The following is a 25,895-nucleotide window of genomic DNA, read 5'->3' as shown; positions in this document are numbered from 1 at the left end:
ATATGGAACTGGAACTGATTCAAATCTACAAGTTTGCAAGACTACCAGTTCTTGTGTTGGCGATCGGTCTTATCACCGCATACGTCTACAACAAGAAACGCAAGGTACAAATGGAAGATCCAAAGTATAGAATGCTGGAGGAGGACTGATCCATGACGCATGATTCAAATAAAGAGTTCGACGGTATCAAACAATCGGACAATCCGATGCCGGAATGGTGGAAATGGATCTTTGTGATCTGTATCGTAGTCGCCGTCGTGTATTCGATTTACTATCATAAGTTTTCAAGTTGGGAACAGGACGTTGCCTACGAAAACGAAGTAAAAGAACATGAAGCGAAATTTCCAAAAGCGGTGGCGGTAACGAGCAACGACGGAAGCAACCCTCTGCGTGGAAACGCGGAGGCGATTACGGAAGGTGAAAAAACTTTCAAAACCGTATGCGCCGCTTGTCACGGTCCGACGGGTCAAGGTTTGGTTGGACCGAATCTCGTCGATGCCGAATGGATTCACGGTTCGGTAGATTCGGATGTTTACGCGACGATCATGAAAGGAATCGCCGTTGACAAAACGAAACTGGGAAGAGGACCGATGCCTCCGCATGAAAATTCTCTCGGCTCCGAAAAAGTATATCAAGTGATGGCTTGGCTTGCCACACAAAACGCAAGTCTCAAGGCGTCTAAGTAAGTTTATGAAATTCTTGGATGGAATCTTAAAACGGATTTCGTCCGAGGTTTTGTTTGTTTTAACTCCGGAAAGAACGTAGAATGAAAATCAATTCGGGTTTCTACTTCTTTCCAGAGACCACTAAGGAGGACTTTTGTGGTCATCTCCAGACATATTACCGGTAAGATTCGTTCGGCAAGATATTTAGTAGAAGCGATCTTACTTCCCATATATTTTTTTCTTCCCTGGCTTCGTTGGGGCGAACATCCCTTCATCCGGCTCGACATCCCAAACCGAAAATTCTATCTACTCGGAAATATTTTTACACCGCAGGAAGGATATTATCTTCATCTTTTCCTGATCGGAATGGGACTCTCCCTATTCTTCTTTACCACTTTGATCGGAAGAGTCTGGTGCGGATGGGCCTGTCCTCAGACCGTATTTACCGACGTTTTTGACTGGATCGGAAGAACGATCCTCGGTTCCAAATACGGAAAAAAAGACGCTCCTACATTCGGAAAAATCGTAGTTCACTTTCTCTGGATTCTCGTGAGCGTTCTCGGAGCTTTAGCCTGGGTTTCCTACTTCGCAGACCCTTACGAAATGATAAACGAAGTCCGATCTTCGGCTTTTTTTGCCAGTCCGCCGGTTTGGACATATTTCACTGCATTCTTTACCACAACTCTCTACCTCGACATGGCGTTTGTGAGAGAACAGTTCTGCAAATACGCTTGTCCTTACGCGAGATTCCAAACCGTGATGATGGATGCGAATTCGGTTAACGTGACTTACGATTTCAAACGCGGAGAACCAAGACGGAAAGCGGGAGTTCAGGAAGGGGATTGCACTGCGTGTAACTTGTGTTTGGTGGTTTGTCCTACCGGGATCGATATCCGGGAAGGAACAAACGTCGGTTGTATCGCCTGCGGAAAGTGCGTGGACGCCTGTACAAAAACCATGGGCAAAGAAGGCAAAAAAACTCTTATCGGTTATATGTCCGAAACCCAGGCCTATCAACCCGGCACAAAGGTTCGTTGGATCCGACCCAGAAGTTTGGTCTATGGAACTCTTCTTCTTTGTGTTTTGATAGCCGCGGGAACGCTTCTCTACAACCGGGTGCCGCTCTATGCGAACGTGCTTCCGGATAGAATCATTCAACCGATGGAAGTTCCCGGCGGTCTGGTAAGAAATTTCTACAACGGACATCTTCTAAATCTCACCTTCGAAAACAGAGAACTTAAAGTGGAAGTCGACGACAGCACCCTTCGTTCTCCCGTACATATTTTGTTAGGTGGAACTGAAAAACCGGCGATCCAGGTTTTAGGAAACGATTCTCAGGATTTTAGAATCATTTTGGAAACGATTCCTCTTCCCGAAGATCAGTCCAAACCGACCCATCAGATTTCCCTTCGAATCACCGATTTGAAAAATCCTAACTTTCAATTAAAAAAGACGATTCCATTTAGAATCCCGATCAAATAAGGATAGAATAAGGAAAAATTGGATGGCACTGCACAAAAGTATGAAACTCGCCTTTGTTTGGATCGGGGTTGCATTCGTAGCCTTGATCGCGGCGACCGTCGTCACGATCCGATACGCGAGCGAAGGTTATACGGGACCGATCGAAAAAGGATATTACGAAAAAGGATTGAACTACGAAAAGTCGATCCTCGAACAAAAAAAAATGATCTCCGAAGGATATTCCTATGAGAGTGATTTTTTTTCTTCTCCGCAAAAGATAAAAAAAGGGAAGAACTATCTTTCGATTCGATTTCAAAAATCAGGAACTCCCGTCACAGGAGCAAAATTGAATATTCTTCTGGAAAGAGCCGCGACCGACGAGTGGAATCGTTCCATTTCCCTGATTGAATATCCTAAGGACTCGGGAATCTACCAAGGAGAGGTCGAAATTCCGGAAAGCGGTCTTTGGATCCTAAACCTTCAAGGAGAAACCGGAGGAAGAATCCTGCAAAAAACAGCGGAAGTAAACATTCAATAATCCTTATGAATTCTTTGTTTCAAGCTACAAACTGTTATCACTGCAACACTCCGATCCGAACCGAGAAGGATCTGATTCTCGGAGAACTCGACGGTCGTACTGAATCGTTTTGTTGCAGCGGATGCAGGAGTCTCGCTACACTTTTAGTGAACAACGGACTCACCCAGTTTTACGTTCTGAGAGGATCCGAAAAAATAGAGGCCGTAGACACCGAAAGAAAAAATCGGGAAAACTTGGAAACCGAATCCGTATATCAAGAATATGTAATACAAAAAGAGGAAGGAATCTTCGAAACATTGATAACGATCGGAAAGATCCACTGTTCCGCCTGTGTTTGGTTGAACGAAAAGGTTCTCGGAGATCACAAGGGAATTTTGGAAGCGAGAATCAACTTCGCCACCGGAAGAATGAAAATCGTTTATGATCGAAGACTTGTCGATTTAAACGAGATTTTCTCGATCATAAACGGTATCGGTTACGAACCTTCGCTCTATTCTCCCCTCAAGGCGGAAACTAAAGTCTCCCGCTTTTCCAAGGATTTATTCTATCGGATGGCCCTCGCCGGATTCTCCTGGGGAAACATCATGCTCTTTAGCATCGGATTGTATGCGGGATATTTCTCAGGAATCGAAATCGAATTCAAAAGACTCTTTCACTACGTTTCTTGGATCTTTGCGACTCCGGTCTATCTCTACTCCGGATATCCTTTTTTTAAAGGGGCCAAAGAATCGATCAAAAGAAAAATGCTCACGATGGATACTCTTCTTTTTTCGGGAGTTTCCCTCGCCTATTTCTACAGCGTCTATGTAACGTTAACCGACAACGGTGAAGTCTATTTCGACTCGGTATGTACGATTTATTTCTTTATATTGATCGGAAAATTCTTAGAATCGGCGATCCGATTGAAGGCGGGAAGAAAAGTCGGTGAACTTTTATCCACACTTCCTCAAGAGTTTACCGTGATCCGAGAATCCGTTGAGACACAGATCGCACCGAGCGCGATTCGTGTGGACGAAAGAATTCTTCTCAAAAACGGAAATCGAGTGCCGGTGGATGGAATTCTACAATCAACAACGGCCTACTTCGACGAATCTTTTTTAACGGGAGAATCCAAACCGGTAACGCATAAAAACGGAGACTCGATCCTCTCGGGTTCCTTGTGTCTCAGCACGAATGCGGAACTACTCGCGACCACAACCGCAAAAGAAAGCACCCTTTCCCGAATATCAGCGCTGATCGAAACCTCTTTACAGGCAAAACCCGGAATTCAAAGAACCACCGATCGTTTTTCGACTTACTTTATTCAAATCGTTTTATGGATCGCTGTCGCAACGTTAGGCGTCTTTGGATTTTATTTTCACAATTGGGAGTCGGCTGTTCTCAATACGATCAGCGTATTGATCGTAGCCTGTCCATGCGCTTTGGGCCTCGCCGTTCCGGCTGCCTACGTCGTGAGTAACTTGCTCCACAGTTCGAAGGGGATTTTGGTAAAAAATCCCGATTCACTGGAAATTTTGAGTCGCGCCGATCAGATCTACTTTGACAAAACGGGAACCCTAACCACGGGGAAACTTTCCCTCCAAGAAGAACAATTTCTAAACGAAGAAGAAAAACTCCGCATCTATTCCCTTGTTCTTTCGTTGGAATCCGGTTCCACACATCCTCTTGCGGAAAGTCTAAAAAAGGAGATCGGGAAAAAACTACAAAGTCAAAATCAGGAACCGATCGTTTATACTTGGAAAGAAATCGTGGAACTTCCAGGATCCGGGATGGAAGGAAGATTGATCGGAGAAACTGCCTCGTATCGGATCGGGAACCTAAACTTTGTATCCAAAGGAAACCAAAAACAAGACGGTAAAATTTATTTAGGCAAAGAAGGAAATCTTTTAGCTAATTTTGTTTTGGAGGATTCGGTTCGTCCGGAAACAAAAAACACCGTTGAAAAATTAAAACAACGATTCGGTTTTCTCGGAATTCTTTCCGGTGATTCCAAATCCAAGGTAGAATCCTTGGCGGCCTCCGTTGGAATCGATCATCCTCTTTTCGAGCTCAAGCCGGAAGAAAAACTCAGAGTAATCCAAAAGGCGCAAGAAGAAGGTAAAACCGTCGTGATGGTCGGAGACGGAATCAACGACTCCGCCTGTTTGGCCGCAGCCAGTCTGGGAATCTCGATGGGAATCGCATCGGATCTTTCCATCGACAAATCCGATCTTGTTCTGATCGGTAATCAACTGGATTCGATCGTTTCCGCGGTTGAAATTTCCAAAAAAACCAGAAAGATCGTATTTCAGAATATTCTAATTTCCTTAACTTACAATTCGATCATGTTGCCTTTAGCCGCCTTCGGATTTATGCTCCCGGTGATTTGCGCCGGATTTATGACCTTAAGCTCGCTTTCGGTGGTATTAAATTCGATCTCGTTACAATGGAGAACAAAACTATGAACGCACTCTATCTCACAATCCCGCTTGCGATGCTCATCGCTCTCGGTGCCTTGGTAGTATTCTTCTGGTCCTTAAAGTCGGGTCAGTACGAAGACATAGAAGGCCCAAAATATAGAATGCTTTTCGACGACGAAGACGAGAAAAAACCGATTCCCAAAACGGGAGAACAAAGACATGCAGAATGAATTATTTTTGACTACTCTTACGATCGCTTTTGTACACGGAATCACGAGTTCCCTTCATTGTCTGGGAATGTGCGGACCTTTTGCGGGAACTCTCAATCTTGCAAACCAGGAACAGAAATACAAAACTAATCTTTTTTACAATATGGGAAGGTGGATTTCGTATTCCACGTTAGGCGCCATATTTGGAACCTTGGGATCCGGATTGAACATAGCGGGAAAGTTAGTCGCTCTTAACGAGTTGGCCGCGATCATCTCCGGAATTTTTATCGTCGGATTCGGGCTCAGTCTGATTCAAAACGGAACACCGGAACGATCGGGATTCTATCAAAAAATTCTAAATCGCTTTGCGGGACCGTTACTGGCTTCTCTCAAACAGGGAAAAAATCTTCCCACAACGTCGATGGCTTTTGGGATGGTGACCGGACTTTTACCTTGTGCGGTTTTGTATCCGGCCTTCAGCCTTGCTTTAGCGACCGGAAGCGCCGGCGCGGGCTGGCTTGTAATGTCGATCTTCTTTTTAGGAACCTTCCCCGCCCTCTTTTTGTTCGGCGTGGGTTTTCGGAGTCTTCTTGTCAAATTACCGCAAGGTGTGATTCGTTACGGGGGAATAATCATCGTCTTTGTGGGCATTTCGATGATTTTCCTTAGACTGGGACATTCCCATTCGGAGCACGAACATTCACCCAATTCTCATCCGATGGAAGAACATTCTTCCCCCCAAGAGGACCATTCTCACCATCATTAGAAGAAATTTCTTTCCAAACATTCAAGTTTTTCCCGGAGATTTCGATTGTAAAAAGGAAGATGATTTCTACACTGAAACCCCGGATGAGCGACTCTCTCAAGAATTTCACCGATTCTCTTTTAAAGGATCTGGAAGAAAACGAAAACGCATTCTTCAAAATCGAAAATGAAGACGGCCTCGCCTATCTCTCCGTCTTTCCTGCCGGAAAAAAAGGGAAATCACTCGATTCAAAAGAAATTCTAAGAAGAATCGAACTCTTTCAGATCTCGGAAATTTCGCATACAATCATCAAAGAATTGGCCCAAAAATCGGACGGACTTCCTCATCTCATAGGGAAATGGCCGGGGAAACCCGAAAGTTCCCGGATCGAAATCGAGATTTCAGAAGATAAGATGAAAGCTTTCGTTCTCTTTCATCCTCCCAAATACGGCGGCAAACTTTTGAGCTCGGAACAGATTCAAGAATCCGTTCATCTCCGAGGAATCGGATACGGAGTGATCCAGGAAACCATCGATCGGATATCGGTAGAACCCGAATACGGAAAAAAAATTCAGATCGCGGAAGGAACGGCTCCGATCCCGGGTAAGAACGGCGATCTCAGAATTCTATTTATACATCCCGCAATTCCTCATCTAGAAGAAGACGAGTTTGGAAGAGTCGATTTTAAAAACATTCAGATTATACAAAGTGTCGCTAAGGATCAAAAACTCGCTGAGAAAATTTCTCCGATTCCGGGAAAGGAAGGAAAAAACGTCTCTGGAGAAATTCTTCCTTACGAACCCGGAAAAGAAGCGGATTGGAAACTCGGAGCAAACGTTAGACTCTCTTCGGACGGAACTTCCGTTCATTCTCTTATCAGCGGAAGACCGATTCTCGATCGGCAAGGAACCATCCGAGTGGACGAGGTCTGTCATTTGGAAAACGTGGACTTCTCGACCGGGAACGTAAGTTTTCCGGGAACCATCATCGTTGAAGGTTCGATCGCGGACGGATTTACCCTTGAAACCGAAGGATCGATCATCGTAAAAAAATCGGTAGGAAAGGTTTTTCTCAAGGCTGCGGGCGACATCGTTTTGTCCGGCGGTTTTATGGGACGCAACGGAGGATTGATAGAATCCGGAGCCGACATCTATACTCGCTTTGTGGAACAAGGAAAACTCATTTCTAAAAATACGATCTTTATCGAAGAAGCGTCCATGCACTCCGAACTCGTAGCGGGAGAATCCGTGGTGATCCGAGGCGGACGAGGAGAATTGATAGGAGGAACCTGTGTCGCGGGTAAGGCCGTCGTCTGCACGAAGTTAGGCGCCATCGCGGAAACAAAAACTTCAGTCTCCGTGGGAATCCGTCCCGAACTTCTGGAAGATCTGGAAAAACTGCGGACCGAAGTTCAAAAGAATCAGGATATTCTGAAAAAAGTCGAACTGAGTCTCGTAAAACTAAACGAAGATTCTCAGAGAAGACAATTGACCGCAGAGGAAAAAGAAAGCCTTCCCAAACTCACGGCGATCAAGCTGAAATATTCAGGAATTCTAAACAACTTACAGGGACAGGAACAATCCATGATTATGGGTTTTGAACCTGATAAGGATTCGTATGTCGAAGTCGAACAGGAAATTTTCCCGGGAGTCGATATTTATCCCGGTAAGGGAAAAAATTTCAAGGTTCGTCTGAAGGAAATACCGGGACCGTCCTTTGTATTTCTCGGAAACGACGGAAATCCTCAGATCACAAAAGTAAGACCCAAACGTCTAGGAATTCTTCAAGAAGATCCTTGAACTATTTTTTAGCGAATGTTCCCACGTAACGCGCCCTTGGACGGATCAATTGATCGGTTTGATATTGTTCCATTGCGTGAGCGATCCATCCGGCGCACCTACCGATCGCAAAAAGAGCGAGCCCCGATCCCTTCGGTAATTTTAGAGTATAACAGACCAGGGCAAGGCCCATATCGATCGTAGGATAATCTCCTAAAAGCGAAGTTGCTTCCTGTATTAGTTTTTTTGCAAATAAGAAATTTTTGTTTTTCGGAAACGTTTTTTCGGCCAAAACGATCAACTTTTTTCCCCTTGGGTCTCCGGTTTGATAGAACGGATGTCCAAAACCCGGAATTTTTTCCCCTCTTCTCAGACATTCGATTAAAAACGATCTTTCTTCCTTCTTTCGTTTATTTGCGTTTTCTAAAAGTTCGATCGCTTTTTCGGTCAAAAGACCGTGTTTATTTCCGGAAAGGGCCGCGAGACCGCCTATCACCGCTTGGTAGAGACTCGCGTCGGTCGATGCCACACAACGCGCCGTAAAGGAGGAAGCGTTTAACTCGTGATCGGCGGAAAGGATCAGGGATGCGTCGATCAAACGAATCGCCTTTTTATCTTCGCTTGTAAGAATCCGATTTTTTTTAGAATCTTGAATAGAAGCTGAATTCTTTTTTTCCAAAATTTCCTTCCAAGAAAACCAAAGAGTTTCCGCGACGGAACCTCTTCCTCGTTTGGATTTTGAAACGAACAAAGACAACAAACGAATGATTTTGGTTCCGGTTTTAGCCAATGATTCTTGTGTTTTGAGAAACGCCCTTGTATCCTCGAATTCCGCAACCCCCAAAAGAATTCTACAAAGATCAATCAATGGACGATCTGAAAGAATGGAAAGAATTCGAAGACAATCCTTATCCATCTCCGGCCATTCTTCCTCGAAAACCGAAGAATTTTCGGCGTCCCAAAGAATCTTTGCGACGGATTCAAAATTAGAATTTTCTGATAGATCGGTTACGTTTGTCCCTCGATAGTAAATCGTCTCTTCTTCGATCAGAGTGATGGAAGATTCAAGCACTGGTTGACCGAAGTTCAGGGCCGCCCTCGCAGTTTTTCCGGGATTTTCTTTTTCCTCCCTCTGAATCAAAAGACGATCGATCTCTTCTCTTCGATAACGGCGGCTTCTATCCTTGGATCCGCTCGATTCTGAATGAAGAATTCCGCGACTTACATAGGCATAAATCGTTTCCACCTCGACCCCGAGTTCCAGAGCCGCCTCAAACGCTGATAAAAACGGTTTTTTTGCCGTAGTCTTCATACATTGACTATTAAATCAATATTGATCAATATCTGTCAATCCTGTAAACTATGGAGAGTAAGGAATTCAATATGACAACCATAAATCTATTCGAAGAAAGTAAATACAGTCCCGGTTTAGAAGGAGTCCCGGCCGTAAAAACCCGAATTTCCAAAGTCGATGGAATCAACGGAAAACTAATCATCGCAGGTTATCCGATCGAGGAGTTTGCGTCCAAACTTGAATTTGAAGAAACGTTTTTTCTTCTTCTGGAGGACAAACTTCCGAACGAAGAGCAAAAAAGAAAAATCGTAAACGACCTAATTTCAGCGAGAAAATTTTCCTCAGTTCAAAAAGACATCTTAGAAGCCGCCGTCTCACAAAACGCATCCATCATTGAATGTTTAAGAATCGGGGCGGCCTCTCTATCTTTAGGGGCGACCTTTGCTTCCAGCGAGGAAGAAAGTTACGCGGTAGTTGCAACCTTTCCTCTGATTGTAGCATGGGCGTATCGTTTAAAAAAAGGCCTAAACCCGATTCTTCCGAACCCTCAATTGAACCTCGCCGCAAACTTTCTTTCAATGCTCGGAATTTCACCGAACTCAAAAAAGATAAAAGCGCTCAATACGTATTGGAACACCGTAGCCGATCACGGACTCAACGCTTCCACCTTTACCGCGAGAGTCATCGCCTCTACTCAGTCCGATATGATCTCGGCTGCGACCGGCGCCATCGGTGCTTTGAAAGGACCGCTTCATGGGGGCGCGCCCGGACCCGCATTGGACATGGTCTTTGAAATCGCAAACAAAAACGCGGCTGAAGAATACCTCAGAAACAAAATCGAAAAGGGGGAAAGGCTTATGGGATTTGGACATCGGATTTATAAGGTTCGGGATCCAAGAGCGGACGTGTTGGCTTCGGCGGCAAAAGATCTCTACGAACTTCCGGAATTAAAAGACTTATATGATCTTGCGATGTACGTGGAAACAACCTCGCTTCGTTTATTAAAAGAATACAAACCAGATCGGACTCTCCATACAAACGTAGAATTTTACACCGCGCTTCTACTCCACGGATTGGATTTACCGACAGATCTATTCACTCCGGTCTTTGCGATCGGAAGAGCTGCAGGCTGGATGGCTCATTGTTTGGAACAAAAGCAGGAAAGAATTTTAAGACCGGACGCGATTTATATCGGAGCGGAAGACAAACGCTGGAGGTAATTTTTTCCAAAATCCCAAAAGAAACGAGTTCGAACTGAATGCGGAATCCTCGGGATTTTCGCACTTTCGCCTGCCGATTTTAGAAGGAGTTGAAATAGAAGAATACTAACAAAATCTGGAATATTCAATTTTCAGAATTCATTAAAATTCCATTCTCGGTAAGAGATGGATTTGTTAAGAAAGAACGTCATTCGTCTTTGGATGATTGAAAGAGTTCCTGACAGGAAGGAATTCCTCCTCCTTCCATTTCTTCACAAGGAACCTTGAGAAGATCTTCCATACAGACTTTTACCTTTGCGATTTGCGAGTCCGTCACCTTCTCATATTCGTCCGGAAGAATGTTCTGATCCTTTTGTTCTTCCATACACTGATCCACGGAATAAGCCGAATTTTCCGCCGTTTTTTCGGAGGCCGGCAAGGTTTCCAGATAACGGCTCGCGCATTCAGCGGTTTTTGTGCAAAGACGCATAAAGTAGTCTTTACTGAGTTTTTGAACTTCCGCTTTGGAAATCGAAGGGCCCCTTCTGCAAACCAATAGAAGAGACGAAAAGAGAAGAATGAGGAAAATAAATTTCGATCGAGATAAATTCATTTAAGTTTTGTAAGAATCAGTCGGTTTCCCTCCGGCAGGGATTGGTCCAAGTAAAAATGATCCGTAAGTTTTTTTACAAGATAAAGACCGATTCCTTCCTCCCGATAATCATTAGGTTCATATCCGCGGATTTCGGAAAGATTTTTCTGACTTCCAAAATCGCGAATTCGAATTTCCATACGATTTTCAAATAGGTTGATTTCTAAAAAGATGGGGAGATTTTTTTTTCCGCCGTAGGAATGTTTGATGACATTGAGCAGACATTCGCCGACCGCGAGTTTCAGATCCGCCGAATCACTCGCAGTAAATCCGTTCTCAAAGGCTAAATTATAAATCATACTTCGGATGATGGAAAGATAACGAGGATGAGACGGAATCTGTAGTCGAAACAGATTCTCAAATTCTTTCTTTTTGCCCGAGTCCATTTCGATTTGATTTCAAAAAAAAGAAGAAGGGGTTCCGATTTTTACAAACCGGAACCTCGGCCTTTTATCCTCTGGGATGAAATTTTTTATGAACTTCTTTCAGAGTTTTATTTGCCATGTGTGTATAAATCTGAGTCGTCGAAATATCGATATGACCCAAAAGTTCCTGAACCGATTTAAGATCCGCGTGATTTTCCAAGAGATGAGTTGCGAAGGAATGTCTGAGAGTATGCGGAGTCACTTTTTTTGCAATCGTTGTACGTTTGATGTAGTGATTGAGAAGTCTCCAAACCGATTTACGATTGATGTAGGAGCCTTTTTTGGAAACAAAGAGATACTCGCAGTTTCTGGCTTTTAGAATAAAGGGCCGGCTTTGTTTCAGATAACGATTCAGGATGTCCAAGGATTTTTCACCGAAAGGTACGAGTCTTTGACGACCTCCCTTCCCTTCCACGGTGAGTGTCATTCCCTCGAGATCCATATCAGTTAGTTTTAGATTGCAGGCTTCCGAAATTCTAAGTCCGGAAGAATAGAGTAATTCAAAGATGCACTTGTCTCGAAGTTCGTAGAGATTGTCTTCCCGGATGGTATCAAAGAGTTCGTCGATTTCTTCCTGAGTCAGATAATCGGGAATGCTTCGCATCACCTCGGGAGTTTCGATTTTTTCAGTCGGGTTGGTATCGAGTTTTTTTTCGTCCTTGAGAAATTTGTAAAACTGTCGAATCGCGACCACTTCTCTTGCGATCGTCTTGGAACTGATCTTTCGATCCTTTTCCTCGTTTAAAAACCGCATGATGTCATTCGCCTGAACTTCAAGGAAATCGATATGTTCCTTTTCCAGAAAGTTCTTAAACTTATTCAAATCGTAACCATAGGAGTAGATCGAGTTGTCACTTAATCCCTTTTCTACGGAGAGATATTCCTGGAAATTTTGAAGTAGGTTGTTATGTGAAGATGTCACTGTTTTTAGTCCCGTCTGAAATGTTTAACAAGTACTAAATCCTTCGGACGTTTCCTCTCAGGAGAATTAAACTTTTTTATGTTGCCTTAAGCGTTTATTGGAAAATTCTAAACGAAACCCCGGACAAAACCGGCCTAAGCTTTCTTTTTTTCTAAACGTGAGAGTAAAAACTTCTGTATTTATGAGACTAAATATCCGATACGTTTCGTTCTCTTTTTTTATTTTCTCCCTTCTTTCCTGCTCCTCCAGCGAAGATATGATCTGGGACGCGAGAGATTCGCTTTCAAAAGGAAATACGGCCGAGGCGATGCGTTTGTATGAGCTCGTCTTGAAAAAAAATCCGAGTCATCTCGAGGCCAATCGTACGCTGGGAATGATTCTCGCGGACAGTGGACTCGCGCTCAACTCCGCTGCGTTTTATCTGGAAAAGGCCGAGGCCGTTCTTCCCGGGGATTCTTCCCTTTTACTCTATCTCTTAGAAATCCATTTACAAGAAAAAGATAAGGACAAAGTAAAGGGAATTCTCGAAAAATTTTCAAAAACAAAGGACAAGGAGATGGAAAGTTATTCATTCTTTCTAAAGGATTGTCTTTTGGAAAAAAGGAAAAATCTGTCCGAGTTCAATCGTTTTCGAAACAGCGAAATTCCCGCCCTTCTTCCACCCGCGAGAAGAATGTTCTTAAAATGCGAACTTTCTCTTTATTCAACTCCTACTCCATGAAGTCGTTTCCGTATTTTAGAATCGCAATTTCACTGATCGTCTGCATACTGTTAGGTGAAATTCTCATGAGAATATTTCCTCCGGTCGGGCTCGTTTACAGACTCAGGGACAAACAGGTACATTGTATCGAAGAAATGGAAATCCCCGAAATTCTTCTTTGTAGAAATTCGGATACGATTCTTCCTCATCCCGCCGGCTTTACGTTTCGTGTTCGCGTCGATGAAAACGGAGAAAGGATTGTCTCCGAAGAGAAAACGATTCCCGGATCCAAAACTGAGGTTTGGCTGATGGGAGATTCGATCGCATACGGCTTTGGACAAAACGACGAAGAAACGATCGCTTGGAAACTACAAGAGGCGATGAAGTCAAAGGGAATCCAGGTGAGAAATCTCGGAGTCGATTCTCTCGGAACGGGCGGTATTCAAAGAAGAATGGAAAGAACTCTCGCTTGCGAGGATGTTTTGTTTAAAAAAAATTGCCATCGTCCAAAGGCGGCGTTTTGGATCTACCATCCTTCCGATCTTCAGGACGTTCATAGGGAATTCTATCTCCGAAATTCTTTTTCCGGGAGAATGTTTTTCCGAGGTTCAGTTTTTTTGTCCAGATACAGCGCGCTCTACAACTATTCTAAGATTCAGAGCGAAAATCGAAGACTTGAGGCGTTACGCGCACTTGGCCCGGAGATAATTCCGGAAACTCTTTCCGATTATCCGGACGATCATCCTTCCTTCCAAGAGATGAGAAAGTTTTTCGAAACGTGTAAAAGAGAAAAAATTCCTCTCACCGTTTTATTCTATCCGAACGGAACCCATTCCCTGACGCCGCTTCCCTCCACCCCTCTTTTGGATCAAATCGGAAAGATCGCAAAAGAGGAAGGAATTCCAGTTTTAGATACAAGGCCCGATTTTTTAAAAAAATACAATGAGAAGAAGACTGACTTCTATCTTAAAAACGACGGTCATCCGAATACGATTGCGGCCGATCTGATCGCAAAGCGGATCTTAGAAAGTATTCGATAAGAAGAGGATTTTATTTCTTTTTTAGATTTTTTTTTAAGAAACCGGTATTTTTGGAATCCGTCCTGGAACCGTTTTCGGTATGGGCGTATTATTAATCCATTCGGGATCTTCTATCGAATCGACTCTTCAGGAAAATCGGCTGAGCGTCGTAACTCTTCTGATTCCCGAATCCACATTGTTGCTTTATTCTGAGACGGAAAGACGGATTCTTCCCAAAAGAATTCCCGATCTTTTAAGGCGTTATGCGAAATTCTTAACCGCGAGTCCAAGGTTAGGTAAGAATGCAGGTACAACTTTGTATCAGAACGCTTGCGGTTTAAAAAAAATGAAAAGGATGAATGTTAGAATGAGCACAGGAAGTTGGGCTTTGTTGGGCGCTCTTGCTCAAGCCCATGGGGTTTCCCGTTGTTTTCTTTTTAATTATCTGCTGTGGTTGGATCGAGCCGAAGTCGGAGATTCGATCGTGAGAACTATGAATGAAGGAGGTCCTACATTTCACCAGAATTACAGTTATATCCTTCACCTCGATCTTATTCATAATAAGATTTCAAGGACATTGAAATGTATTCCGGAAGATTTTTATTATGTCCTCGACTACCGAGACTGGTATCCTTCTTAAATTTCATTCAGAAATAGCATCAATATCATATCAGGCAAAGCTTGGCGGGATAAAATTGTGCCTTCTCTGTTTCTCATTCTCATCTTCCCCTATTCTCTATCTCCATCCTTCTCCAAAAAGACAGGTCAAAATTGAAAGTAAAGAAAGGGTTGGCTTACCGTTACACTGTAAAGAATAAATCCAACTAAAACCATCATTCCCGCGAGTGGATAGACTACCCAAGGTTCGTCTTGGATTTTTTCCATCCAGGTCTTTCTTTTTTCTTGTAGAAAATCGGAACCAAACAAAACCAAAACCGCGAGGAGCACCGCAATCGGAATTCTCAAACTCTGACCGCTCTCAAAAGCAAAACTCCTCTTTACGATCGCAAACGCAAGATCCAAACTCGTCTCGTATCCGTATTCGGGAGAAGGTTTTGCACGAAAGAAAAACATCGAAAAGGAAAAAACAAAAAACGGATACGCATACTTGATCCATTCCGGAATTTTATCCCAACCACGTTTAAGAATCGAAAACGAAAAGATAAATCTTTCGAAGACCATCACGCTCGCGTGACAGGCTCCCCAGATGATAAAGTTCCAATCCGCTCCGTGCCAGAGACCGCTCACGAAAGTCGTGATAAATACGTTAAAATAAGCGCGAACAATACTTACCCGGTTTCCACCGAGGGAAATGTAGATATAATCTCGAAGCCAAGATGAGAAGGAGATGTGCCATCTTCTCCAAAACTCCGTTACGGTCTGAGAAAGAAACGGTCTCGTAAAATTTTCGGGAATTCTATATCCCATAATTCTTCCGGTCCCGATCGCGACGTCCGAATAACCGGAAAAGTCGCAATAGATCTGAAAGGAAAACAAAAAGGAAGTGATCAACAAAGAAAGCGAATCATAGGCTCCCGGATTTGTAAAGACGGGATCGACCGTCAAGGAAATCGGATCCGCCACAAAGGTCTTTTTAAAAAGACCCCAGGCAAGTTGCCTTACGCCGGGAAGAAGATTTTCTTTTCGATAAGTATAATTCTCCAAAAACTGATGGAGCATATCCTGAGCGCGAATGATCGGACCTGCCACCAGCTGCGGAAAGAAGGAAAGAAATAGAGCAAACTGAAAAAGACTTCTCGCCTGAGGAACCGTTCCTCGATAAACGTCCACCGCGTATGAAATCGCCTGCAAAGTAAAAAATGAAATTCCCATTGGAAGCATCGCCCCCGTCAGAGAAACATACGTCGGATCACAAGGCGCGGAATTCGTAAAGACGTTCCAAGCTTCGATGGAAAAATCCATGTATTTAAATACATACAAAAGACTCAGGTTTCCCCAGACCGCGACGTTCAAATAAATCAGCTTCCAAAATCTGGAAGTCGCGGACTCCATTCCCTTCACAGCAAAGTATGTTATGATGATTGAATATATTAAAAGTAGAATAAACGGAATTTTGAAAATAGCGTAAAAATATAAACTCGCAGCCAAAAGCCAAAATCTTTGAAATTTCGCCGGAATCCAAAAATAAACGAGAACGACTACGGGTGCAAAAATGAGATATTGAACCGAATTAAAAAGCATTCTTTTCCAATTCCTTGAGTTGTTTTAGAACCGCTCTTTTCGCCCAGTTGTTTCCCGGAACGGTAAGATGTCCGTCTTCCGGTATGAAATAATCTCGGATTCCTGAGAATTTTTTACCCTTTGGAGTATCGATCACTTCCCCGCACATTTCCGACGTCTCTTTTCTAAGTTTGAGCGTGGGAACTCCCTTCTTTTCAAAGTAAGAAGCGGCTCGAAGCGCATAGTTTTCCAGAGGATGATATTTTCCGCGATTTCTACAAAAAATCTCTTCTACCTGAATCGGCATCAATACGACGACGAGACGAATTCCCTGGGATCGGGTGTATTCCACCATCTCATCGTAGGCTTTCTGTGTTATCTTAGGAAGCGGTTCCAAAGATTCGAGAGAAGGTTCCCGATCCTGACAGGAGAAGTAATCGGGGATCGGTTCCGGACAGAATTGTTTTTTGTATTCTTCCCGAGTCGTCGTTTCCGGCGTAGGAGCTGCAACAACTGCATTCTTCTTTTCTAATATTCCCAAAGAAGAATCCGGATCGCAGTTTTCCTTAGGAGGAGTTCGAAAAAAGGAATTCTTCATATAAAGGGACGGAGTCTGATCCGGAGTCGAAGCCGAGGAAAGTCCGGTCGAATTCCATTCCGATTTCAGTTTAAAAGATGTAAACGTATATTGAACCTTGAGCTGTTCGAATGCGAGCTTTAACGCCTGTAAGGTGTAAGAAGCACGGGAAAGTTCGAATTGAATCTGAAAGTTTCGATTAAACGAAGGATCCTGATCCCGGATCTCGTCCACTTCGTCGTCGGAAAGCATTCCTTTGTTTCGTAATTCTTCCGGAATCGTAAAATCGTTTGCGGAAACAAAAAAAAGTACCTCTTTAAGATTCTTCAATTTCGGAGCCATGTCCTTCAATCTTCGAACCGCTCCCAAAGAGCCATAGGCGTCAACCGCCAAATTTAGGGATTGTCTGGGACCGCCCTTGAGTTCGATTCCGTTCAACTGATTGCAAAACGTATCCTCGTCTCCGACTCCAAAACCCATCACAAGACTATCCCCAAGACAGGCGAGCTTCGGTTTTTCCGGATCCGGTTCTTCCAACCCCCGCATCCCTAAAGAATTGGTCCGAAATCTTCCTTCCCATTTTCCAGCAAAGTGACGGATGTAAATGTCTTTGTTCGGAGCCAGATCCACGTAATAGATCGGATTGTATCGATGTAAGACCTTTTGATCTCGATAGTATTGAAGTGAAGGAGCTTGGAGAACGTTGAGAAGAATCTCGGTTCCTAAAAAGAGAATGGCAAAGAAGGCAATGACGCGTCCTGCCCAGGAGAAGGATCCTTTCATGGATAGAGGAAAGGTTGGAATACAAGCGTTCACTGGCAAGCGAATTCTCCCTTTTTACCCTCTTCTTCCGAGAATGGAATGTTCCTCTTTGGGTGAAAAATACAGAAAATTCTCTGTCAAAAAGAGGATCTACTTTACAACATGGGAGTCTAAAAATAGATCAAGTTTAGAATCATTCTAATTCGAGGAAATCATGGCCCACAAAATTGTCATCATTGGATCCGGACCCGCAGGTCACACAGCCGCAATCTACGCTGCAAGAGCAAACCTAAACCCCGTTATGTATGAAGGCTTTATGGCTGGAGGAATCGCAGCCGGAGGGCAACTCACGACTACAACCGAGGTCGAAAACTTCCCTGGATTTCCGGAAGGAATCGACGGAACCAAGTTGACCCAACTCTTTCGTGAACAATCGATCAAATACGGAACCAAAATTTTAACGCAAACGATCACCAAGGTGGATTTTTCTTCCCGTCCTTTCAAACTCTGGTCGGACGACGAACTCATTGAAGCCGAAGCCGTGATCATTGCAACGGGAGCCACCGCCAAAAGAATGCACGTAAACGGGGAAGATACATATTGGCAAAGAGGAATCTCCGCATGCGCCGTCTGCGCGGGCGCGCTTCCGATTTACAGAAACAAAGAACTCGTAGTCGTCGGCGGAGGAGATTCCGCAGTCGAAGAAGCTTCCCATCTCACCAAGTTTGCTTCGAAGGTATATCTGGTTCACAGAAGAGATTCTTTGCGCGCTTCTAAGATCATGCAAAAAAGAGCGACCACACATCCCAAAATCGAAATCCTCTGGAATTCTCAAGTGGAAGAAGCAAAAGGAGACGGAAAAAATCTCACCTCTCTTACTTTGCAAGATACCGTAAACGGACAAAAAAAAGAACTCGCAGTCGGTGGACTTTTTTACGCCATCGGGCATAAACCGAATACCGACATCTTTGAAGGGATCTTAGACCTCGACGAAAGCGGTTATATCAAAACGGTTCCCGGAACGACCAAAACCAACATCGAAGGAGTTTTTGCCGCAGGAGACGTGCAAGACAAGGTTTATCGCCAGGCAGTTTCCGCAGCAGGTTCCGGTTGTATGGCGGCACTCGACGCGGAACGTTGGTTAGAATCCAGAGAAGAATAACTCCCAGTAGCATCGAAGAAAAATGAAGGTCAGGGATTCTCCACAAGAGTCCCTCTTCCATTTCGAATATCATAAATATAGAATGTAGTTTCCGGAAGTTTGACGGCGGGAGTTTTCTTTTTCTTAGGCTCTTCCTTTTCCTCTTCCAAAGAAACGATCATCACGAGTCGATCCTTGCCGGATGAAGAAATCATTTTTTGAAGAGAATATTTTCTCGGAAGGACTCCAACGAGAGTCGCTCCGATCGGATTGTAGATAAAAACCTGTTTGCGGTCTCTTTGGTTTAAAAATCCGTCTTTGTTTGTATCCTCGGTCATTCCGATCAAGATTAGATTTTTACCCGTCGAAATCCCGGAGGCCAAAACGGAATCCAGTTCCAATTCTTCCGTTGTTTCCCCCACTCCGATTTCTTTTTCCTTTTCTGTTCCCGTAAAATAATCCCAGATGTAAACGTTTCGATTGAAAAGTTTCCGCGGTTTCCCGGATTCCAAATCAATCACCGTAAGATTGCGAGCATGATTGAGAGATTTTCTAGGACCGGCGACGGTTTCGCGGGAAAGTTCAAAAGGATAGAATAAAAAACGATCCCAGAGAACTACGGAATGATCTAAAAGATCGGAGCTCCGATCGGAAGGAGTCAAAGGCTCTTCTTTGTTGGAACCGGGTTCCACCAATTCCACGCCCCGATCCAAAATGAACCAGCTCTTAGAAAGTGTAAAAACTAGAATCCCGACGACGATGATTCCAAACGCATACACACCCAGCCGGATTTTTTCCATGAGTAGAAAAAAGCCCGGGAAAAGACTAGGTCAATGAAAAAAAGAAATCATTTTGGAACAATCAAAGATTACGCTTCGCATCTTCAGTGCATTTCGCTCTCTATGGATCGCGAAATAGGTCAATGAAAAAAAGAAATCATTTTGGACAATCAAAGATTACGCTCCGCATCTTCAGTGCATTTCGCTCTCTATGGATCGCGAAATAGGTCAATGAAAAAAAGAAATCATTTTGCTTCCAGAGCGTAGGATCGTTCCGGAACGATCAGATACGAAGAAATTTCTCCGGTATCGACTCTGAGACGAGTGTTCTGGTTAAACGAATCCAAAATCATCTTTCCGTCTCTTACAAAGTTGTAGAGATAATTTCCGGACTTCATCTTTTTGATGAGAGTAAATACTCCGTCCCTTTCTTTTTTGAGAATATCCTCTTCCGGATCCCAGTGATTAAAATCTCCGACGAGAGTGATCATCTCCGCTTCGGGGGCGTAGATTCTAAACTCGACCGTTCTGTATTCCAATTCTTCATAAGGAGAATCTTCTAAAATCCGAGTGGTCACGTGTTTGTCCGGTCCCGAAGGAACCGCGACAAGCCTGGAAACCAAAGATCCGTCCCCGTCCTCCGTCGAATCGGGGTTAGACGGATCATGGGTAAAAAGACCGTCCACTCTAAACTTGTATTCCAATATTTTGAGTTCCTCTCGAATTGTGTCTCGACTTTCGGGATTGTAGACCGTATAAAAAATTCCGTGATCGTTTTTTTTGAGAGGAAGACATCTCCAGAGTGAAAAGTTTCCGCAGACGGAAACGTCTTCGTTTTCGATTCCTTCAAATGTAAAAAGAATTCCTCGATTGAGAAGCCTTCCGGTTTCAAGCGAAAGAGACGAATCAATATAACGGATATATCTAGGCGCGACCGCTCTTTTTAGTTTTTCCATCTGCCAGTAATAGTAGATCTTTTCTTTTTCCACGGGTTCCAAAAAGTCTTCGTAGTCCTCGGACGAAAAAGAGCCGATCCAATTTCCGGCGTCATCAGCGCCGACGGCAACGGTAAGAGTGAGAAGTAGAGCAAAGAGGAATACTTTTGTCTTAGGAAACGATTTCATTCTGAATTAAGATTCGATCGGTTTCCCGAAAAGCATAAGGCAAATCTGGAAATTCGCTTCCAAAGAGAAGAATGAAGTTTGGAATCGGACATAAGTCCGAAATCCCATTCTTAAAACTCGTCTTTGTGTGAAAAATCGGATTCTTCCTTTGGGATTGAAAATTTCCTTTTCTCGGAAGATCGGACTTTTGTAGGAGCTGTAACAAAAACCGAGTTCAGAAAAATCGATTTCGAACTCTTTCCCGAGGGATCGAAATTCTTCGTCCAAAAGAAAGGAGAACGGTAGAAATGGAATCGGTTTCAGATCGTTTCTCTCGGATTTTCCTTTTCACCCGAAAGAGTTTTTTCATTGGAGAATTTCCAAGGATTCCGATAGTATTTAGCAGGATATCATGGCAGAGGCGAATTCTACCCCACTCAAGGAAGCGGAATTAGAACAAATACGTTCTATTCTCCAGCCTCTTTCCAAGAATCCGGATATTTCGGAAGAGCTCAATCCTATGCTCTCCGTCTTTCGTGAAAAGATGGGATATGGAAGCCCAGTCTCCTCCGACGAGGAAGAAGAGGAAGACACTACGCCGGAGCCTCCTTCCGATTCGGAAGACTTTGGCGATGAAGATGAGGAAGGACCTCCTACACTCGAAAGACCCAAATCCAAAATCATCGAAGACGATGATATCGATTTAGACGAACTCTTAGCCGAACCTTCTCAGACTCCGCCCGCAGACGACAGCGACGACTTTGACGTCGAACCTTTACCTTCCCCCGATTCGGGAGAAACGGATCCGTTTGCGGATTTTGGAATGGATTCAGAACCCAGCTCGGACGTAAGTTCCGACGATGCCGATCCGTTTGGAGATTTTGGACTTCCTCCGGAAACAACGCCGACCGCGAGCGATGATCTTTCCTTTGGAGAGGAAGAAATTCCAACAAGCGGCGAATCTGCGGATCCTTTTGCAGGTTTGGACGAGATGACCGCCGACGGGGAAACCTCTCCGGAAGCCGATCCATTTGCCGACCTTGGCGCAGGTTCGGAATCTCCCGAAGCCGATCCGTTTGGAGGAAGCGACTTTGGAGCTCCTTCTTCTTCGGACGAAACGGATCCCTTTGCAGGAATGGACTCATTCACTTCTACACCGGACGGCGAGGCCGATCCGTTTGCTGATCTCGGATCCGGCTTAGACGCGGGAGATGATTTCGGTTTGTCCACCCCGGAGGCTTCCGGTGGCGGAGATTCCTTTGACGATTTTATCTCCTCTCCATCCGAACCCGCGGGAGGAGACGATGATTTTTTCAGTCAACCTGCGGATGCCGGCCCCTCTTCCGCCGAGACCGATCCATTCGCAGACTTCGGCGACTTAGGTTCTCCCGGACAAGATCCATTCTCCGATCTTACTTCTTCGTCCACCGCATCGGAAGATCCGTTTGCGGATTTTGTCCCTTCCTCGGAAGAAGATACGTTATCCGATATTCCAGGTGGAGCCGATTCTTCCTTTGATTCTTTCAGTCCGGATCTGGATAGTGATTCCGGAAGCGACGACTACGACTCTGGAAGTTCGTTTGGTCTTGAAGCCGATCTACAAGGACTCGCGAGCGAAGAAAAACAGGAAATCGACAAAGGTCTCAAAGACGAAGAACTTGCAATCATCCAAAAAGAAATTCTCCGTTATCCGCCCGTTCTTCGCCGAGCGGTAATCGATGCGATCGTTCAGGATCGAATGACCCCGAGAGACCAAAAAGGTCTTTTGGAATTGATCAAAATCGAAAGTTCTCCGGATGAAATCGCGGATTTTCTTTCCGGAGTTTTGGGAGAAACGATCTCGATTTCCCAAAGGGGAAGCGGATTCTCCAAAGACGGAGTTCCGATCATTTCAACCGATCCCCTTTATACAAAGGAAGGATTGCAGAGACAAAAAAAAGCGATTCGAAGAACCGTCTTTGGAATCGCCGCCGCCATTTTTTTGATCGTCGGCGGAACTCTCCTTTACAGAAACTTTATCATCCCGAACCAAGCGGCTCAGTATTACGATCAAGGTCTGACTCTCATTCGAGAAGCGGGTGCTTATCCAAAAAACAGCGAAGTTCGTAAGAAAAAATTCTTCGAAGCCGAGGAAGCTTTTGCAAGAGGAGAAAACATTCTTCCGAATCACCTCAAGTATCTCAATCTCTACGGCGTAGAATACACTCGTGTGGAAGAATACGATCGCGGTTTTGAAAAACTATTCGGTAAGGTCAGCCCCGACTTCGGAGCCGGTTCCGAAGAATCCGCCTCCAACGCCTGGGACAAAAGGGAAAAGGTTCCCATCATCGCACTCGCCAAAGGCCAAATCTGGGATAACGGAAAACTACCGATCGCGGGAAAGATCGGAAATGAGAATCGAATGATTCTCCTCGCGCAAGACGGAATCCAGAGAAAAATTCTGAAGGCCGGGGCTTATATCGTGATGCGTCTGGAAAAACAGACCCACGACAATATGACTTATAAGAATTTGGGAAGATTTCATTCCTCCATCATGCCTTCCTTCACCGAATCTTCGTTAGGCGGTGGGAGATACAAAAACGACCAGCTCGCGATCAACTTTTACAAACAGGTCTACACGGACGGAAACGAACCCTACGACGAAGAATCGACGGCCGGAATCGCGAAGATCTATTACAATCGAAGAGAATTTGGAAAGGCCGCTTCTTTTTACAATAAGATCGTCGAAATCGATCCTTCCAGTCCGGTCGGCCAAGGCGGCCTACTCTCCACTTATATCGAAATGTGGAAAGAGGACGGAAATCCCCAGTTCGTGATCAATCATCACAGACAGATCAAAAACAACTTAGACATTGAGAAAAAACTTTCACTCTATGTTCTTTCCAAACTCGCTTCTTTTTATACGGATTTGAATAAGAAAGAATTGAGAATTCGTTATAATATCAATCCGGTCGATCAGGTTTCCGGAATGGAAGTCAACGACAACGCTCTGGAAATTTTGGATCTGATCTATCACAAGACGGAAGAGGATTCGGTGACCGGAGTCGAAAGAGACGGAGCCGATTACGCGGAAGGATACTATCAAAGAGGTAGATACTTTGCCTCAATCAAAGAATCGATCCAAGCAAGAAGATTTTTTGAAAAAGCGGCCACACTCGACCCTGCCCACTACTTAGCCGCGACCGAGCTCGCGGAAAACGCGATTCGTCTCGCAAACTTTGGGGAAGCCGACAAATTGTTAAACGAAGCGGTCCAACGTTTTGAAAACTTCAAACAAAGTTACGGCGCTAGGGAAGAAGACGAAACCCTGATCCAAGGAAACGTAGGAAGAATCTATTTCGACAAGGCGAGGATCCAATATCTCTCGGCGGCGGGAATCAACGAAAACGATAAGATCACCGAATTCCCCGGAAGAAAAATTTACCCTTTCCGCGCAAGAACCGCGATGGATTCCGTCGCGAAGACAAGATCGATGGAACTCAAAAATTCTTTGGAAGGATTTACCAAAGCGGAAGCCGTTCAAACGAATGAAAAAGAATTCACGCTCATTCGTCGATGGAGAACCCCTCTTCCCGCGGGAATCCAAAGAGAACTTCGCTACTTCAAAGGATGGGTGGATTATATGAGCGGAGATTTCGCCGCTTCCTTAAACGAATGGTCCGGTTTTGAGGACGAAGACGAATACAATCATTCCACCCTTCTTATGGGAAAAGCAAACGCATTCTATTATACCGGTCAATACAAAGCAAGTCTTGGAAACTATCTCAAGGTCCAAGACGACATGGAAGAAAAACTTCTCAATATGGGACTCCCAAAACCGGATGATCCGTATCACCAGGAAGTCTATCAGACCTTGGTGGCGGCTTATAACAATATCGGTGCGGTTTATGAAAAACAAGGGAATACGGCCGAAGCCCTAAAACACTATTGGAAGGCGATTGAAACCGCGAGAAAGATCAACGAGGTTTCGGAAATTGCAATGTCCAACAAAGACCTTATGTTTAAGAAAGAAGCGATCGGACAAGACCCACTTTTGGAAGACTGGCTTTCTCCCACCTTGGACAGCGTGAAAAAATTAGTCAGAGAATAGGACATCCTACGCCTTCGTTTTACTCAAGAATTCGATCCGTCCAAAGCTGATGACGCTGGACGGATTCTATCCTAACCTCTCCGACAAGTTGAAAAAAGTATTGGGAGTCAACAAGAGTCCCAATCAAAATTTTTGTAGGAGTTCCTACATTCGAGACTTCTTACTTGCAAAAAGAGTGATTTTCTGATAGAGCAAAGTCGCCTGGAGCCTTCCACCACCCGCCCCTCCACCCAAAAAACTCAGCGCCCCGCTCTCTAAGGATCGCGCCGCAGGGCGGGGCGGGCGACTTTCACGGAGGAACGTCGTTGTTACGACAAATTCTTTGAAAGATTCAGTCCACTTGCGAGTAAGGTCATGATGCGAATGCGATCGACTCTGCGAACTTTTGTCCGACAAATCAAACCTTCGATAAGTTCTTGAAGTCGAACTTTCAATCCGCATCCACTCAGAACGAAATTACAAAATAAAAGTGTAAGACATCCTACAAGTTGACAAATCGATCGAAGCTTTCCTTGGCAAAAGACGATTGGATGGAGCAAACGGACTGAATTCTCCGTTCCGGGAACTTTGTAGAACCCGACTCATTCGATTCTATTTCAAAAACAGTATTTCAACGCAAAAACCCTTATCGAACAAAATGTCCGAAGACATATTAAGGATTCAGAATATTCAATTTTGACTGAGCGTCCAATCTTTCCCGAAGATTTTTTAGGAGAGTTTGAAAGCGGGAAGCGTCTCTCGAAGAAAAAAGTTGATTGGCGGTCTTTTCACGAGAAGAAAAACTAAACGTAATTTCTTTAGCTTTTAGAATTCGATCCACAAGCTCCAATGGAATCGAAGAAGAAATTCTCATAGAATCCGAATAGTCGGTCCCGACCTTTCTCAAATTGTACCAAGTCCCGTCCAATTGAATCGAAACCCCGATCGGAAAACTAACCTCGAAGGAACTAAGATAGTAATCCAAAAAGAGAGATTTTTCTCCGGAGGAATTCTTATAAACACCTCGAAAGTTCATCGATTTGGTATCACCCTGAGAACAAAAAAAGTGAAAACCCGGACAAAGGGGATCCGTGTAAAAAAGAACTTGTTCGAGCGCGGGTTCCGGTGTCTGGAGAACGTTCGCAGAGGAGCAGGAAATTCCGTTAAAAAGTAAGACAGAGAAAAGAATGGATACGATTCGAGTCTTCAAAGGGACCCCCAAAGGATTTTTCCCCAGTTTTTCGAAAGAGCCACGTTTTGAAAGAAAATTCCATAAG

General features: G+C 44.3%; 22 protein-coding genes and 1 pseudogene. 14 read left to right on the top strand and 9 right to left on the bottom strand.

The features are described from left to right. Positions 1-2: 2 nt before the first annotated feature. From JWG44_RS04175 to JWG44_RS04140, 8 genes are all read left to right on the top strand, one after another. Positions 3-149, top strand: a complete 147-nt coding sequence (locus JWG44_RS04175) for a cytochrome oxidase maturation protein (RefSeq protein WP_069607514.1) — start codon at positions 3-5, stop codon at positions 147-149. 3 nt (positions 150-152) lie between these two features. After that, entirely contained in the window at positions 153-686 is a 534-nt protein-coding gene (locus tag JWG44_RS04170; RefSeq protein ID WP_205273700.1) for a cbb3-type cytochrome c oxidase N-terminal domain-containing protein, read from the top strand. A 135-nt stretch (positions 687-821) separates the two neighbouring features. Continuing rightward, positions 822-2,147: a cytochrome c oxidase accessory protein CcoG gene (ccoG, locus tag JWG44_RS04165; RefSeq protein WP_205273699.1), complete on the top strand. Its 1,326-nt coding sequence runs from the start codon at positions 822-824 to the stop codon at positions 2,145-2,147. A 22-nt stretch (positions 2,148-2,169) separates the two neighbouring features. Then, positions 2,170-2,664, top strand: coding sequence for a FixH family protein (locus JWG44_RS04160; RefSeq protein ID WP_205273698.1), 495 nt, complete (start codon positions 2,170-2,172; stop codon positions 2,662-2,664). Between the two features lie 5 nt (positions 2,665-2,669). Then, positions 2,670-5,108, top strand: a complete 2,439-nt coding sequence (locus JWG44_RS04155; RefSeq protein ID WP_205273697.1) for a heavy metal translocating P-type ATPase — start codon at positions 2,670-2,672, stop codon at positions 5,106-5,108. Next, a complete protein-coding gene (gene ccoS / locus JWG44_RS04150) occupies positions 5,105-5,293 on the top strand; it encodes a cbb3-type cytochrome oxidase assembly protein CcoS (protein ID WP_205273696.1) in 189 nt (62 codons plus the stop codon). The genes JWG44_RS04155 and ccoS overlap by 4 nt, the downstream gene beginning before the upstream one ends. Further along, complete coding sequence (locus tag JWG44_RS04145) at positions 5,283-6,038, top strand: sulfite exporter TauE/SafE family protein (protein ID WP_205273695.1); 756 nt, start codon at positions 5,283-5,285, stop codon at positions 6,036-6,038. Before ccoS ends, JWG44_RS04145 begins: the two co-directional genes overlap by 11 nt. Positions 6,039-6,121: 83 nt before the next feature. Further along, positions 6,122-7,816 carry a FapA family protein gene (locus tag JWG44_RS04140; protein ID WP_205273694.1) on the top strand — a complete coding sequence of 565 codons (1,695 nt, stop codon included), beginning with the start codon at positions 6,122-6,124 and terminating at the stop codon, positions 7,814-7,816. A 1-nt stretch (position 7,817) separates the two neighbouring features. Here the strand turns inward: JWG44_RS04140 and JWG44_RS04135 are convergent, their stop codons facing one another. Next, entirely contained in the window at positions 7,818-9,107 is a 1,290-nt protein-coding gene (locus JWG44_RS04135; RefSeq protein ID WP_205273693.1) for a citrate synthase family protein, read from the bottom strand. Between the two features lie 71 nt (positions 9,108-9,178). Here JWG44_RS04135 and JWG44_RS04130 point away from each other — a divergent pair, with 71 nt between their 5' ends. After that, positions 9,179-10,309, top strand: a complete 1,131-nt coding sequence (locus tag JWG44_RS04130) for a citrate synthase/methylcitrate synthase (protein WP_205273692.1) — start codon at positions 9,179-9,181, stop codon at positions 10,307-10,309. A 187-nt stretch (positions 10,310-10,496) separates the two neighbouring features. On the opposite strand, the gene JWG44_RS04125 is transcribed toward JWG44_RS04130, so the two are convergent. From JWG44_RS04125 to xerD, 3 genes are all read right to left on the bottom strand, one after another. After that, positions 10,497-10,901 carry an LA_2478/LA_2722/LA_4182 family protein gene (locus tag JWG44_RS04125; protein ID WP_205273691.1) on the bottom strand — a complete coding sequence of 135 codons (405 nt, stop codon included), beginning with the start codon at positions 10,899-10,901 and terminating at the stop codon, positions 10,497-10,499. Then, positions 10,898-11,326, bottom strand: coding sequence for an ATP-binding protein (locus JWG44_RS04120; protein ID WP_205273690.1), 429 nt, complete (start codon positions 11,324-11,326; stop codon positions 10,898-10,900). The genes JWG44_RS04125 and JWG44_RS04120 overlap by 4 nt, the downstream gene beginning before the upstream one ends. 64 nt (positions 11,327-11,390) lie before the next feature. Continuing rightward, a complete protein-coding gene (xerD, locus tag JWG44_RS04115; RefSeq protein WP_069607528.1) occupies positions 11,391-12,287 on the bottom strand; it encodes a site-specific tyrosine recombinase XerD in 897 nt (298 codons plus the stop codon). 97 nt (positions 12,288-12,384) lie between these two features. On the opposite strand from xerD, the pseudogene JWG44_RS04110 reads away from it, so the two are divergent. The 3 genes and pseudogenes from JWG44_RS04110 to JWG44_RS04100 form a co-directional block, all read left to right on the top strand. Then, a pseudogene (locus tag JWG44_RS04110) lies at positions 12,385-12,993 on the top strand (tetratricopeptide repeat protein); the annotation flags it as partial. Positions 12,994-13,004: 11 nt separating this feature from the next. After that, positions 13,005-14,027 carry an LA_2486 family SGNH/GDSL-type esterase gene (locus JWG44_RS04105; protein WP_205273688.1) on the top strand — a complete coding sequence of 341 codons (1,023 nt, stop codon included), beginning with the start codon at positions 13,005-13,007 and terminating at the stop codon, positions 14,025-14,027. A 79-nt stretch (positions 14,028-14,106) separates the two neighbouring features. Further along, the gene (locus JWG44_RS04100) at positions 14,107-14,646 is read left to right on the top strand and encodes a DUF1564 domain-containing protein (protein ID WP_205273687.1); all 540 of its coding nucleotides are present in this window, start codon (positions 14,107-14,109) and stop codon (positions 14,644-14,646) included. A 125-nt stretch (positions 14,647-14,771) separates the two neighbouring features. On the opposite strand, the gene JWG44_RS04095 is transcribed toward JWG44_RS04100, so the two are convergent. Further along, complete coding sequence (locus JWG44_RS04095) at positions 14,772-16,208, bottom strand: MBOAT family O-acyltransferase (protein ID WP_205273686.1); 1,437 nt, start codon at positions 16,206-16,208, stop codon at positions 14,772-14,774. After that, entirely contained in the window at positions 16,198-17,547 is a 1,350-nt protein-coding gene (locus JWG44_RS04090) for an LA_2490 family SGNH/GDSL-type esterase (RefSeq protein ID WP_205273758.1), read from the bottom strand. The genes JWG44_RS04095 and JWG44_RS04090 overlap by 11 nt, the downstream gene beginning before the upstream one ends. A gap of 193 nt (positions 17,548-17,740) precedes the next feature. Here JWG44_RS04090 and trxB point away from each other — a divergent pair, with 193 nt between their 5' ends. Continuing rightward, complete coding sequence (gene trxB, locus JWG44_RS04085) at positions 17,741-18,688, top strand: thioredoxin-disulfide reductase (protein ID WP_205273685.1); 948 nt, start codon at positions 17,741-17,743, stop codon at positions 18,686-18,688. 29 nt (positions 18,689-18,717) lie between these two features. Here the strand turns inward: trxB and JWG44_RS04080 are convergent, their stop codons facing one another. Both JWG44_RS04080 and JWG44_RS04075 read right to left on the bottom strand, forming a co-directional pair. After that, positions 18,718-19,467 carry a hypothetical protein gene (locus tag JWG44_RS04080; protein WP_205273684.1) on the bottom strand — a complete coding sequence of 250 codons (750 nt, stop codon included), beginning with the start codon at positions 19,465-19,467 and terminating at the stop codon, positions 18,718-18,720. A gap of 224 nt (positions 19,468-19,691) precedes the next feature. Continuing rightward, positions 19,692-20,570, bottom strand: a complete 879-nt coding sequence (locus JWG44_RS04075; protein WP_205273683.1) for a carbohydrate-binding module 48 — start codon at positions 20,568-20,570, stop codon at positions 19,692-19,694. A gap of 391 nt (positions 20,571-20,961) precedes the next feature. On the opposite strand from JWG44_RS04075, the gene JWG44_RS04070 reads away from it, so the two are divergent. Beyond that, positions 20,962-24,639 carry a tetratricopeptide repeat protein gene (locus JWG44_RS04070; protein WP_205273682.1) on the top strand — a complete coding sequence of 1,226 codons (3,678 nt, stop codon included), beginning with the start codon at positions 20,962-20,964 and terminating at the stop codon, positions 24,637-24,639. Between the two features lie 652 nt (positions 24,640-25,291). On the opposite strand, the gene JWG44_RS04065 is transcribed toward JWG44_RS04070, so the two are convergent. Beyond that, complete coding sequence (locus JWG44_RS04065) at positions 25,292-25,840, bottom strand: hypothetical protein (protein WP_408611870.1); 549 nt, start codon at positions 25,838-25,840, stop codon at positions 25,292-25,294. Between the last annotated feature and the right edge of the window lie 55 nt (positions 25,841-25,895).

This window comes from Leptospira ainazelensis, assembly GCF_016918785.1.
Lineage (GTDB): Bacteria > Spirochaetota > Leptospiria > Leptospirales > Leptospiraceae > Leptospira > Leptospira ainazelensis.
This window is presented reverse-complemented; position numbering and strand designations above follow the sequence as displayed.

Coding starts and splice junctions, on each gene's coding strand:
- JWG44_RS04135 (WP_205273693.1), bottom strand. CDS start 9,107: ATGAAGACTACGGCAAAAAAACCGTTTTTATCAGCGTTTGAGGCGGCT.
- JWG44_RS04070 (WP_205273682.1), top strand. CDS start 20,962: ATGGCAGAGGCGAATTCTACCCCACTCAAGGAAGCGGAATTAGAACAA.
- JWG44_RS04080 (WP_205273684.1), bottom strand. CDS start 19,467: ATGGAAAAAATCCGGCTGGGTGTGTATGCGTTTGGAATCATCGTCGTC.
- JWG44_RS04100 (WP_205273687.1), top strand. CDS start 14,107: ATGGGCGTATTATTAATCCATTCGGGATCTTCTATCGAATCGACTCTT.
- JWG44_RS04130 (WP_205273692.1), top strand. CDS start 9,179: ATGACAACCATAAATCTATTCGAAGAAAGTAAATACAGTCCCGGTTTA.
- JWG44_RS04120 (WP_205273690.1), bottom strand. CDS start 11,326: ATGGACTCGGGCAAAAAGAAAGAATTTGAGAATCTGTTTCGACTACAG.
- JWG44_RS04175 (WP_069607514.1), top strand. CDS start 3: ATGGAACTGGAACTGATTCAAATCTACAAGTTTGCAAGACTACCAGTT.
- JWG44_RS04170 (WP_205273700.1), top strand. CDS start 153: ATGACGCATGATTCAAATAAAGAGTTCGACGGTATCAAACAATCGGAC.
- JWG44_RS04090 (WP_205273758.1), bottom strand. CDS start 17,547: ATGAAAGGATCCTTCTCCTGGGCAGGACGCGTCATTGCCTTCTTTGCC.
- ccoS (WP_205273696.1), top strand. CDS start 5,105: ATGAACGCACTCTATCTCACAATCCCGCTTGCGATGCTCATCGCTCTC.
- JWG44_RS04140 (WP_205273694.1), top strand. CDS start 6,122: ATGAGCGACTCTCTCAAGAATTTCACCGATTCTCTTTTAAAGGATCTG.
- JWG44_RS04095 (WP_205273686.1), bottom strand. CDS start 16,208: ATGCTTTTTAATTCGGTTCAATATCTCATTTTTGCACCCGTAGTCGTT.
- JWG44_RS04145 (WP_205273695.1), top strand. CDS start 5,283: ATGCAGAATGAATTATTTTTGACTACTCTTACGATCGCTTTTGTACAC.
- trxB (WP_205273685.1), top strand. CDS start 17,741: ATGGCCCACAAAATTGTCATCATTGGATCCGGACCCGCAGGTCACACA.
- JWG44_RS04155 (WP_205273697.1), top strand. CDS start 2,670: ATGAATTCTTTGTTTCAAGCTACAAACTGTTATCACTGCAACACTCCG.
- JWG44_RS04075 (WP_205273683.1), bottom strand. CDS start 20,570: ATGAAATCGTTTCCTAAGACAAAAGTATTCCTCTTTGCTCTACTTCTC.
- JWG44_RS04160 (WP_205273698.1), top strand. CDS start 2,170: ATGGCACTGCACAAAAGTATGAAACTCGCCTTTGTTTGGATCGGGGTT.
- JWG44_RS04105 (WP_205273688.1), top strand. CDS start 13,005: ATGAAGTCGTTTCCGTATTTTAGAATCGCAATTTCACTGATCGTCTGC.
- JWG44_RS04125 (WP_205273691.1), bottom strand. CDS start 10,901: ATGAATTTATCTCGATCGAAATTTATTTTCCTCATTCTTCTCTTTTCG.